Here is a 12,524-nt window from a genome sequence, read left to right on the forward strand (position 1 = left end):
GCTTATAATTATTTAAATCTAACCCTTCTTCAAAATACTTCCTAAACCGCGTCCAATTTGTTCGATTGCTTCTAAACTTTTGGTTAACGGTGATGCGGTAAAATCTTCGTAGGCATCCATAGAACTGATTTTACGATCGTCTTGCGGATAAACCAGAATGATGTTATTATTGTTGAAGAATTTTTCAAATTTTTGAGGCAGTCTGTCAAAAATAGAATGATATGAAACAGAACCTTTTCGCGATAAATTGAAAACAATTAAATCCGTTTCACGAATCTCATCTGAAATCGATTCAAAATCATCCCATTCTATCACACTTTTAAAACCTAATTTGGCATTCAGTCGAAGATTATTTGCAATCTGCTGAATGGTTTGATGCGTTTTATATTCGGCATAAATTACAATCGGAATACTTAATTCTTGCGATAATCGGCAGATTTTCTGTAATAAAAGATGGAATCCAATTCCTCTTTCTGAAAACGGCGGACAAATAAACACCAATCTTTTATCTTCAATAAATGTTTTTTGAAATCTGCTAATAAACAAACTCTTGTCAACATTGTTTATGATCGAATCTACATTTTCCCCAAAAATTTTATCCAAGAAACCTGTTTTCTTTGGCCAGCCCACAATCACAATGTCTGACATTATTTCTTTAGAAGTTCTGGCAATTCCACTCGCCGGATTATGGTCGATTCTTGCAATTGTATTTATTTTCACTTCAGATGCTGAACCTTGAATTACAAACTTATCAACCGCTTTTCGGTATTTTAAAATGTTCTTTTCGGCTTGATCGTTATTTGGTACAATCGTTAAAAGCGTAATCGGATTTGATGATTTTTTATCTTTTATTAAAAGTGCAAAATCCAGCAAACTGGCTGCAGCCGAAGTTTTTGCCAGCGGAATTAAAATATGCTCGTCTAAAATTTGATCTTTATCTGCGTCTGTATGTGAAATTTCTTCTTCGCAAATGGCTATTTTCTTAGCTGCTTTTTCGGTTGCAAAAGAAGCCACAATACAAGTAATCAGAATTAAAATAATAGTTCCGTTTAAGATATTTTCATCCAGAATTTTTGCCTTAAAACCAACTAAAATTACAGCCAGAGTTGCGGCGGCATGCGCGCTGCTCAAACCAAAAATAAGCTGTCTTTCGGTTTTACTGTATTTAAAAACGACTTGCGTAAAAAAGGCTGCAATCCATTTTCCAAAAATAGCCACTACACTCAAAGTTCCGGCAACAATTAAAGCCGTTGGTCCGCTTAAAATTACGCTGATATCAACGAGCATTCCAACAGAAATCAGGAAAAACGGAATAAATAAGGAGTTCCCAATAAATTCAATTCTGTTCATTAAAGCCGACGATTGCGGAATTAAAGGATTTAAGGCTAAACCGGCAACGAACGCGCCAATAATAGGCTCTACTCCTGCTACTTCTGCCAAAAAGGCTGCAAAGAAAACGACAGAAAGAACAAAAATATAATGGGCGTGTTTTTCACTTTCCAGTTTTTTGAAAAACCATTTGGCAATTCTCGGAATCAATAAAAACATAATGGCAGAGAAAATCGCCAATGAAATACCTAATTTGATCCAAAAAGCCTGATTTAAACTTCCCTGACTACTTCCCATAATTACAGCCAGAATAATCAAAACGGCGGTATCTGTTAAAATAGTTCCTCCCACGGTAATAGCAACAGCCTGATTTTTTGCAATTCCGAGTTTACTCACAATTGGATAGGCTACCAAAGTATGTGTCGCAAACATACTAGCCGTTAAAAAACTGGCGTTGAAATCGTATTGCAGTAAATAAAAACAAACCGGAAAACCTATGGAAAGCGGCAGAATAAACGTGAAAAATCCGAACAATAAACTCTTGTTTCGATTGGCTTTAAACTCATTCATATCGAGTTCCAAACCCGCAATAAACATAATGTACAAAAGCCCGATTGTCGAAAATAAATCAACAGCAGAGTTTTTAGCCAAAATATTAAGTCCGTGCGGCCCAATGATAACTCCAGAAATAATCAAACCAATAATTCCCGGAATATTTATTTTTTTAAGTAAAATGGGTGACAGCAGAATAATGAAAAGTATTAAAGAGAAAATCAATACTGGGTTGCTGAGAGGTAGTTCAAATTCGTGTATAAAATGCTTGAAAAATTCTATCATAATATAATTTTATCTTTTTATGGTATTTTAAATTTTCGTAAAAAGACATTGGTAGAATTAAAACGAAATCATCTACAGTTTCGGTTAATTTTCAATTTTGGGTAATTAAAAGAAACAGCAGATTTTGATAGTTGCATCTCTACAAAAATACCGAAAAAAGGTGAACATTTTACGAAAACCCCATATTAAGGAATTAAATTTATTTCGTTGTCAAATTGATAAAATTTAATATTTTTTTTAACAAATACGCAAGATTAACATTCAAAATTAATCTATCATTGCATTATTCAATTATCTTTGTCTTAACAAAAATTGCACAATGGAAGAATGTATCTCTGTTTTTGATATGCTTAAAATTGGCGTTGGCCCTTCTAGCTCACATACTTTAGGTCCGTGGAGAGCCGCCGAACGTTTTTTAGAAGAGTTAAAAAATGATTCAATTTTAGATCAGGTTAAACGTGTAAAAGTCGATTTATACGGTTCTCTTTCCTTAACCGGAAAAGGCCACGCGACTGATTTATCTGTTATGCTTGGTTTAAGTGGTCAGGATCCTGAATATATTCCGGTTGAGAATATTGCCGGAATCATTAAAACTATTGAAGATACAAACGAAATCAATCTCGCAAATGAATATAAAATTCCGTTTTATTTTCTGCAGGATATTGTTTTCAATAAAGACTTTCTTCCTTTCCATGCCAATGGATTAAAATTCACGGCTTATAAAAATGACGATTCTGAATATGAATCTACTTTTTATTCTATTGGCGGCGGATTCGTGGTAAAAGAAGAGCGCGAAAATGCTAAAATCAAAGAAGTTATAAAATGTGCTTTTCCGTTTCCAATTCAAAATGCGGTTGAGCTTTTAAATTATACGGTTTCTGAAAACAAATCAATCTCTGAGATTGTTTACGAAAACGAAAAATCAATGCGTTCTGAGGAAGAAATTCATTCGGAGTTAATGCGCATTTGGAATACAATGTTAGAATGTATGTACATTGGCTGCCATACCGGAGGAATCCTTCCGGGCGGATTACACGTTCGCAGACGCGCTTTTGATATGCACCAAAATTTAATTGGTTTATCAAATTATAAAGATCCGCAATCTTGGCTGGAAGAAATCAGAAAAACGGAGGTGAAATTTCGTCAGATTTTAAAATGGGTAAGCTGTTTTGCATTGGCTGTAAATGAAGTAAATGCTTCGTTAGGAAGAGTTGTTACGGCGCCAACAAACGGAAGTGCGGGCGTTATTCCGGCAGTTTTAATGTATTATCTGGTTATTGAAAATCATGATGCCGGCGAAAAAGAAATCAAACAATTTTTGATGGTTGCCGGAGAAATTGGAAGTATCTTTAAAAAAGGTTCTACGATTTCTGCTGCTATGGGCGGTTGTCAGGCTGAGATTGGCGTTTCGTCATCAATGGCAGCGGCGGCTCTTTGCGAATTAATGGGCGGAACTCCTGCTCAGGTTTTAATGGCTGCAGAAATTGCAATGGAACATCATTTAGGTTTAACCTGCGACCCAATTGGTGGTTTGGTTCAGATTCCTTGTATCGAAAGAAATACTATGGGTGCTATAAAAGCCATAAACGCAGCAGAATTGGCTCTTGAAACCGATTCTAAAAATGCAAAAGTTCCGTTAGACAAAGTAATTAATACAATGTGGCAAACGGCAAAAGACATGAATTCTAAATACAAAGAAACCTCAGAAGGCGGACTTGCCATTGCGGTAAACATGGCGGATTGCTAAATATATTTTTTGCCACAGATTAAAAGGATTAAAATGATTTTTTCACGCAGATTCTGCAGATTTAAGCAGATTTTATTTAAAATTAAATCTGCTTATTTTTTTTAAAATCTACATAAAATAAAAATCTGTGAAAATCCTTTTAATCTGTGGCAAAAAAAATAAAAACAACTTAATTCAGTGTCCGAAAAAGCTTTCATTGAAAAATGTGGAACTTATATCGAAGCTTCGATAAAATCATCACATAAATATTCTATCATAATGAAAGACAATCAGTTTAGATTAGAATTTAAAGACGGAAAACTTTTTCTGTCGAAATAATCTTTTATTGCTGATTCTCAAGTTATAATTATTCAATACTTTTACATCTTCAAAAAAATATAAAATGTCAGTAGCAAAAAAAGATTATAAAAGAATCACAACAAAGTCATTAATTGAAATGAAAAGCAACGGAGAAAAAATCTCTATGCTTACCGCGTATGATTATACAATGGCTAAAATTGTTGATACCGCAGGAGTCGATGTTATTTTGGTGGGAGATTCGGCATCAAATGTTATGGCGGGTCACGAAACGACGCTGCCAATTACTTTAGATCAAATGATTTACCATGCTTCATCTGTAGTTCGTGCTGTAGAAAGAGGTTTGGTTGTGGTTGATTTACCTTTTGGAAGTTACCAGTCTGATCCTAAAGAAGCTTTGCGTTCTGCTATCAGAATTATGAAAGAAAGCGGCGGACATGCTGTAAAACTTGAAGGTGGAAAAGAAATTAAAGAATCTATCAAAAAAATATTAAACGCAGGAATTCCGGTTATGGGGCATTTAGGTTTAACGCCTCAGTCTATTTATAAATTCGGAACGTACAGCGTTCGTGCAAAAGAAGAAGAAGAAGCTGAAAAATTAATTGAAGATGCTAAAATGCTTGAAAAAATAGGCTGTTTTGGTGTTGTTCTTGAAAAAATCCCTGCTGATTTAGCCGAAAAAGTAGCTAAAAGTATTTCGATTCCGGTTATTGGAATTGGTGCCGGAGGCGGTGTTGACGGACAAGTTTTGGTTATTCACGATATGTTAGGAATGAACAATGAATTCAGCCCGCGTTTCTTACGTCGTTATTTAAATTTATACGAACTAATGACAAAAGCAATTGGTCAATATGCTGCCGATGTTAAGTCGAGTGATTTTCCTAATGCTGGGGAACAATATTAGTTTTTAAGGTTCTAAGTTGCTAAGATTCTGAGGTACTAAGCTTTTTTTGGTACAAAGGTTCAAAGTGACAAAGATTCAAAGGTTTAAAAAAACACAAAAATTTAATTGCCTCCAGCTTTAGCTGGAGGTTAATTTTTAAGCCTACTAAAAGGCTTTAGCCAAACTTTTCCAATCTACAATCAGAAATCTAAAATCTAAAATCAATTCCATACGTCTAATATGAAAATTCTTTCGGATAAAAATAATCTCCAAATCTTGCATGAAGACAATCACATCATTGTGGTTAACAAACGCGTTGGCGATATTGTACAAGGTGATAAAACGGGCGATAAACCTTTATCTGATGTAGTAAAAGAATACATAAAAGACAAATACAATAAACCGGGTGATGTTTTTTTGGGTGTGATTCATCGTTTAGATCGTCCTACAACCGGAATTGTGGTTTTTGCGAGAACCAGTAAAGCGTTAACACGAATGAACGAATTGTTCAGTAATCGTGAAACTAAAAAAACGTATTGGGCTGTTGTAAAAAATAAACCTATTGAAGCAACTGCTAAATTGATTCATTATTTAAAAAGAAACGAAAAAAACAATACTTCAAAAGCGCATTTAAAAGAAGTTCCGGACAGTAAACTAGCCAGTCTGGATTATAAAATAATAAAAGAACTTCAAAATTATACGGCTCTGGAAATCAATCTTCATACAGGGCGTCATCATCAAATTCGTGCGCAATTGTCGGCAATTGGTTCTCCAATAAAGGGCGATTTAAAATATGGAGCAGACAGAAGCAATCCTGATGGCGGAATTCATCTTCATGCCAGAAAACTGTTTTTTGTTCATCCTGTTTCAAAAGAAAACATTACAATCATTGCGCCAACTCCAGATGAAACGATTTGGAATGCCGTCTGATTTTTATGATTAAATTGTTAATTTTTTAAATTTTATCGATTAACTTGCATATCCTAAAAAACAAGCTGATCATAAAATGGAATTCAAAAACGACATTGGTTACAGAAAAGAAACGCTGAAAAAGTTATTATATAACATTCAAAAAAGCGAAGATTTAATTGTAAAAGCTTTGTACGATGATTTTAAAAAACCAGAATTCGAAGCTGTTGTAACGGAGACAAATTATGTTATTTCGGAATTAAAAGATACAATTAAAAACCTTAATTCCTGGGCAAAACCCAAACGTGTCTTCCCTTCTATTCTTAATTTTCCTTCTTCAGATTATATTTATAAAGAACCTTACGGAAATGTTCTCGTAATTGCTCCGTGGAATTATCCGTTTCAATTGGCTTTATGTCCTTTGATTTCTGCAGTCGCCGCCGGAAACAGAGTTGTTTTAAAACCATCAGAACTTACTCCGCATACTTCTTCAATTATTGCTAAAATTATTGAGAAAACATTTCATATCAGTCATGTAGAAGTTTTTGAAGGCGGTGTCGAGGTTTCAAATAAATTACTGGCGCAGCGCTGGGATTATATTTTCTTTACCGGAAGTGCTCCCGTTGGAAAAATCGTAGCAAAAGCCGCAGCCGAAAACTTAACTCCTGTAACTCTTGAACTGGGTGGAAAAAATCCCTGCGTTATTGATGAAACTGCCAATTTAAAACTGGCAGCAAAACGAATTGTGTGGGGAAAATTTATAAATGCGGGACAAACCTGCATTGCTCCGGATTATGTTTTGATTCAAAAAAATATGAAAGTCAATTTCATTACCTTTTTAATGGAAGAAATTGTAAAAGCATACGGTAAAAAAATAGACAAATCGCCAGATTTTGCTAGAATCGTAAATACTAAAAACTGGGTGCGTTTAGATCAAATGATTGAAAAAGAAAAGGTAATTTTCGGTGGAGAAACAAACGCTGACAAACTGTATATTTCTCCCACTTTAATTGAAGAACCAAGTCTGGACAGTGCTGTAATGAAGGAAGAAATCTTTGGTCCTATTTTACCCATTTTAATTTATGAAACCGAAGCTGAGATTCATAATGTGATCAGTAAGTACGAAAAACCTCTCGCTTTTTATATTTTCAGTGAAAATAAATCATTTGCTAAAAAATTAATTGCAAATTACTCTTTTGGAGGCGGTTGCATAAACGATACAGTCGTTCATTTTTCTAATAAAAGGCTTCCTTTTGGCGGTGTTGGACACAGCGGAATTGGCGCTTATCACGGAAAATTGAGCTTTGATATTTTTTCACATCATAAAGCAATAGTTAAAAAGGCAAACTGGCTGGATCTGCCAATGCGCTATGCTCCTTATAAAGACAAACTGGCTTCTATAAAACGAATTTTAGACTGGCTTTAAATTAGGGAAACAATTTCGTAATATTTGTAGATTTTTATTCGGAATTGATTTAAAATATTATATTTACGTCAACTAATTTATGACAACGAAGAATATAAAACAACTCTACTTTTAAAATGAAATCTACACTTGAACAAATTGAGGACATCAAAAAAGATGGCTATTCAATAGACTTTTCTACTGTTTTCACATACGCTTTTGAAAATTACAAAAAGATAGCTTTGTATTCAGGATTGATAATCCTTGTGTTTTCAATTCTTGCTTTTATAGTAATCATGGGATTAGCCACAGTAGTTTATGGTATACAAGCACTATCAGAAGATTTTATTAAAAACTTCGAAAATCAAAAACTAACCTACATCGAACAATTATTTTCAACAGTTGCTGTTGCAGTAGTAAGCGCCATATTTGCACCGCTTGGAGCCGGATTTCTTAAAATGGCAGACTGTGCAGATAAAGATGAAGAATTTAATGTTTCAACAATTTTTACCTATTATAAAGCACCGTACTTTTTTCAATTATTTTCTTTAGCATTTCTGTTAGCCATTGTAAGTACTGGAATTTCGTATGCTTTAGACAGTACCGGAATCATGTTTTTAGGCGGCGGAATATCAATAATGATTTCGTTTTTTACTTATTTTGCAATTCCTTTAGTGATTTTTGGAAATCTAAAAGCAATAGATGCCATTAAATCAAGTATTGTTATTGTAAGTAAAAATCCATTAATAATTTTCGCTCTGTTTGTCATAGGGTTTCTTGGCTCATTAGTGGGTCTTGTTGCCTGCTGCATCGGAGTAATTTTTACTGTTATATTCAATACATCAGTAACTTATGCTACTTATTATTCAATTTTTACCGAAGAAGAGCAAGCAGATTCTATTGATTCAATTGGAAAATCGGATTTTGAATAAAAACACAGTTCTAGTAAATTTCAAAGGGCTTAACCAACTCTATTATTAGAATTTAAATTGCTATTTACTAAACCAAACATATCCCAAAATCTATGGTAGAAAACTATAGTTTTTTCAATCTATTGGTTTCAGGTATTACCTGTTCTGGTAATACTCTGAAATCAATTATGACAAACTGGTATGTTTTCAATTCAGACATTATTTTTTATAATAATCCCAAATTTATAGTTCTCGGCTTTTCTTTGCTGGGCTTTTTGGGACTTTTGGTTTATCAATTTTTTCGCATCAAAGCAAAAATTGGAAATTTCATTGAAAAAAAGAAAGAAGCAGAAACCGCAGGAAGGGAATATCAGCTTTATATCTTATTTTTTGGAATTGCCGTTATTGTAATCGAAATCATAAATGAAATTTTTAAAATCAGGCCAAAAAGTTTACTGGTCGTAAACGTTTCAATTGGTTTTTCTGTTCTTATTGCTTATGTAATAACCGACAAAGTAAAATGGCTGAGAGATAAAATTCAGTATATTTTTATTTTTTGCTTCTTTATTTACATTAGTTACGTTTGTTACAACATTGTTTTTTTAGCAGAAGATGTTGTACCGATAATCGTTTTTTTAATCTCGTTTTTCTTCTCCTACAACATTTTAAAGCCAATTAGAGTTTACTGGTTTTTTGTAGCTCTCGTTTCTATATTTCTCTTTTCAACCGTTACATTTCAATTAATTCCTTTAAAATCTTCTATTTTATTAATTAATTTCTGCATCCTGATTTTCATTATTAATCAGGTAAAATATGCGGTTTTACAAAATAATCGGGACAATTTCAGGTTTGCAAACGAAATTGTACACAAAGGAAATTCACTCACAATTGCAACAGATCAAAAAGGTGAAATCTTGTTTTGCAGCGAAACCGTAACTTCAATTTTAGGTTATCAGCCCGAAGAAGTCATGGGACTTAATTTCTGGAAACTTACAAAAGGAGACGAATACAATAAAAGCATTTCTATAATTCATCACGAAGAAAATAAAATCTATACCCGAAAATTAAAGACAAAAAGCGGAGAATATAAATACATACAATGGAAAGATAAAAAATTCTCTGAGGATTTAATTATTAGTATTGGTCAGGATGTTACCGAGCAGATTATTGTTCAGGATCAATACAAAAACTTAATTCAAACGGCGACAGATATTATTTTTGAAGTTGATGCCGACGGCTATTTTACCTTTATAAATGAATTTGCGTATTCGCTTTTAGGTTATTCTGAAGATGAAATACTTCAAAAACATTATTCAAACTTCATTCATGAAAAATATTCTATGAGTGCGGTTGATTTTTATGAAAATTTTGAAAGTAACGGAAATAAATTCCCCATAATTGAACTTCCTATTTTAAAGAAAAACGGACAGGAATTATGGATTTCGCAAAAGATCATTATTCGCAAAAATGATTTAGACCAAACTATTGGTTTTGCAGGAATTGCGAGAGATATTACCGAAATTAAAAATGCCGAAAACGAGAAAAAAAGACGTCTCGAAAAAATCGAAGCTTACAATAATTCGACCAAAAAATTATCAACGACCGACTTTAGCACTTACAATAACTTAAATACGGTTATCGATTATATTATAAAGGAAGCTTCGACTGTAAGCCAGGCAAATCGCGTAAGTTTTTGGAAATATTCCAGAGATTTGATAACCTGCAAAAACCTATACAGCGTTGATAATCAAAATTTAAACGATAAAAATATTCTGAACAAAGAATCGTATCCAATCTATTTTGAAACCTTAAAAAACAAAGCGATTATAAATGCTCCTGACGTTTTTAATAAATTAGAAACATCTGAATTTGAAAAGCTTTATTTCACTAAAAACAAAATTAAATCAATGCTGGATGTTCCGATTTTTTTAAGCGGACAACTGGCTGGTGTTGTTTGTTTTGAAAGTACAGACGAACAAAGAGATTGGGACAATGAAGATATCAATTATGCCAGAACTATTTCTGATGTTGTTTCGCTGGCTATTTCCATGCAGATGCGTTTGGAAACAGAACGCCGATTAGAATTTAAAAGTCAGTTATTATCGGCACTTTCGCTTTGTACTGAGAAATTTTTGCTGAGTAAATCGACAGAACAAATGTTTCAGGAAACGTATGATTTGATTGGAAAAGCTTCAAAAGCAGATCATATGTTTTATTATGAAAGAGATTTTACCACCAATACTGTTATCCAAAAATACAAATGGTCACGAAAAGGAATTCCGCATCAAATCACGCCTTTGCGCCACATGACAGAAGAAAATTTACAAGAAATTTTTGATGCTGCAAAAAACAAACGAATTGTAAATACCTATACGCGAAAGCTTGAAGATAAATTTTTCAAACAATTACTCATCAATAATGAGATAAAATCAATTTTAATTCTGCCGTTGTATATCAACGATATTTTTACCGGATTTATTGGTTTTGATGATTGCAGCAAAGAGCGAAAATGGTCTGAAGAGGAAATTTATATTTTTCAGGTTTTGGCCAATAATATTTCATCTGCATTAGAAAGAAACCGAAACGAAAGTAAGATTATTGAAAGTGAGGAAAAATTCAAATTAATTGCCAACAATATTCCCGGAACCGTTTATTTATCAAAGTTTGATGCGTTTTCGACTAAGATTTTCCTAAACGACGAAATTCAAAACTTAACCGGATATTCTAAGGCGGAGTTTATCGAAAATAATCTTTCGTTTTTATCTCTTATTCATCATGAAGACCGCGATGAAGTTATTAATAATCAAATTGATAATCTTCAAAATGGAATTCCTTTGCATAATATTTACCGAATCAAAAGAAAAACAGGCGAATATATTTGGGTTGAAGAATTTGGTGATGTTATTAAAAAAGGCGACGAAATTGAATTTGTGGGTGGAATTTACTTTGATATTACCAATAAAAAAGAAACCGAAGACGCCATTAAAGCCAAACAATTGGCAGAAGCAGCCAATAAATCAAAATCTGATTTTCTGGCCAATATGTCGCATGAAATTAGAACGCCTTTAAACGGAATTATAGGTTTTACGCATTTATTGATGAAAACTGAATTAGAAGAAATTCAGGAAAAATACATGACCACCATTAATCAATCGGCACACTCGCTGTTGGAAATCATAAATGATATTCTTGATTTTTCTAAAATTGAAGCCGGAAAACTGGAGCTTTTTATTGATTTATATGATATTAAAAAAGTACTCGGTCAGGTTTTCGATTTAATTGTTTTTGAATCCAATCAAAAAAATCTGCAATTAGAACTCAATGTCGATCAGGATGTTCCTAAATATATTTGGACAGATATTGTTCGAATAAAACAAATCCTGATTAATCTGCTTTCGAATGCGGTAAAATTCACCAATGAAGGCTCTATAAAACTGAATGTTTCTGTTTTATCAAAAACAAAAAACAACTTTTCGACCATACGTTTTTCTGTAATTGATACGGGAATTGGGATTATGGAGAAAAATCAGAAGAAAATTTTTAAGGCTTTTTCGCAGGCAGATAGTTCTACAACGAGAAAATTTGGCGGAACAGGTTTAGGTTTAACCATATCCAATCAGCTTTTAGCTTTAATGGAAAGCCGATTACAACTGGAAAGTAAAATTGGTGAAGGAAGCAACTTCTTTTTCGATTTAAATTTAAAAACCAGCAATCAAAGCATCAACGAAAAATATAACACAGAATTAAAAAACTTACAGGCTCTTCCTGATGAAAATTATAATGAAGCAAACAGCAAAAACATACGTTTTTTAATTGTTGAGGACAATAAAGTTAACATGCTGCTTTTAAAAACAATTGTAAAAAACCTGTATCAGAATGCTTTTATTTTTGAATGTGAAAATGGTTATGAAGCCGTAAAACAATTTGAAAGCATTAACCCAACACTTGTTTTCATGGATATTCAAATGCCAATTATGAACGGTTATGAAACAACAAAAGCCATTCGAAATACAACTGCAGGCAAAGATATTCCGATCATTGCCGTAACTGCGGGCGCCGAAAAAGAAGAACGTAACAAATGTATTTCTGCCGGAATGGATGATTATATTTCAAAACCAATTATGAAAGGCACTGTGGAAGAAACTTTAGTAAAATGGCTAAAATAATTAAAACTAAATCGGCACAAATCATAAGTTATTCCCAAAA

Annotated in this window: 8 protein-coding genes; 7 read left to right on the forward strand and 1 reads right to left on the reverse strand. The window is 33.1% G+C overall.

All coding sequences use genetic code 11. From position 1 onward, the window contains the following. Positions 1–18: 18 nt before the first annotated feature. Entirely contained in the window at positions 19–2,166 is a 2,148-nt protein-coding gene (locus B3C18_RS10885; protein ID WP_291146561.1) for a cation:proton antiporter, read from the reverse strand. 319 nt (positions 2,167–2,485) lie between these two features. Here B3C18_RS10885 and B3C18_RS10890 point away from each other — a divergent pair, with 319 nt between their 5' ends. From B3C18_RS10890 to B3C18_RS10920, 7 genes are all read left to right on the forward strand, one after another. Next, positions 2,486–3,913 carry an L-serine ammonia-lyase gene (locus tag B3C18_RS10890; protein WP_291146563.1) on the forward strand — a complete coding sequence of 476 codons (1,428 nt, stop codon included), beginning with the start codon at positions 2,486–2,488 and terminating at the stop codon, positions 3,911–3,913. Positions 3,914–4,090: 177 nt separating this feature from the next. Further along, positions 4,091–4,231, forward strand: a complete 141-nt coding sequence (locus tag B3C18_RS10895; protein ID WP_291146565.1) for a hypothetical protein — start codon at positions 4,091–4,093, stop codon at positions 4,229–4,231. Between the two features lie 64 nt (positions 4,232–4,295). Continuing rightward, positions 4,296–5,114, forward strand: coding sequence for a 3-methyl-2-oxobutanoate hydroxymethyltransferase (gene panB / locus B3C18_RS10900; RefSeq protein ID WP_073484859.1), 819 nt, complete (start codon positions 4,296–4,298; stop codon positions 5,112–5,114). Positions 5,115–5,333: 219 nt separating this feature from the next. Next, entirely contained in the window at positions 5,334–6,023 is a 690-nt protein-coding gene (locus tag B3C18_RS10905) for an RluA family pseudouridine synthase (protein WP_291146568.1), read from the forward strand. A gap of 76 nt (positions 6,024–6,099) precedes the next feature. Then, the gene (locus B3C18_RS10910) at positions 6,100–7,428 is read left to right on the forward strand and encodes an aldehyde dehydrogenase (protein WP_291146570.1); all 1,329 of its coding nucleotides are present in this window, start codon (positions 6,100–6,102) and stop codon (positions 7,426–7,428) included. A gap of 116 nt (positions 7,429–7,544) precedes the next feature. Further along, on the forward strand, positions 7,545–8,339 hold the full coding sequence (locus B3C18_RS10915; RefSeq protein WP_291146572.1) for a hypothetical protein: 795 nt from the start codon (positions 7,545–7,547) through the stop codon (positions 8,337–8,339). A 92-nt stretch (positions 8,340–8,431) separates the two neighbouring features. Continuing rightward, on the forward strand, positions 8,432–12,484 hold the full coding sequence (locus B3C18_RS10920; RefSeq protein WP_291146574.1) for a PAS domain S-box protein: 4,053 nt from the start codon (positions 8,432–8,434) through the stop codon (positions 12,482–12,484). Positions 12,485–12,524 lie beyond the last annotated feature (40 nt).

This window comes from Flavobacterium sp. UBA7680 (genome assembly GCF_002482975.1).
In the GTDB taxonomy this organism is placed as follows: domain Bacteria; phylum Bacteroidota; class Bacteroidia; order Flavobacteriales; family Flavobacteriaceae; genus Flavobacterium.

Excerpts from the sequence above, each read along its gene's own strand:
- B3C18_RS10910 (WP_291146570.1), top strand. The coding sequence starts at position 6,100 with ATGGAATTCAAAAACGACATTGGTTACAGAAAAGAAACGCTGAAAAAG.
- B3C18_RS10890 (WP_291146563.1), top strand. The coding sequence starts at position 2,486 with ATGGAAGAATGTATCTCTGTTTTTGATATGCTTAAAATTGGCGTTGGC.
- B3C18_RS10920 (WP_291146574.1), top strand. The coding sequence starts at position 8,432 with ATGGTAGAAAACTATAGTTTTTTCAATCTATTGGTTTCAGGTATTACC.
- B3C18_RS10885 (WP_291146561.1), bottom strand. The coding sequence starts at position 2,166 with ATGATAGAATTTTTCAAGCATTTTATACACGAATTTGAACTACCTCTC.
- B3C18_RS10905 (WP_291146568.1), top strand. The coding sequence starts at position 5,334 with ATGAAAATTCTTTCGGATAAAAATAATCTCCAAATCTTGCATGAAGAC.
- panB (WP_073484859.1), top strand. The coding sequence starts at position 4,296 with ATGTCAGTAGCAAAAAAAGATTATAAAAGAATCACAACAAAGTCATTA.
- B3C18_RS10915 (WP_291146572.1), top strand. The coding sequence starts at position 7,545 with ATGAAATCTACACTTGAACAAATTGAGGACATCAAAAAAGATGGCTAT.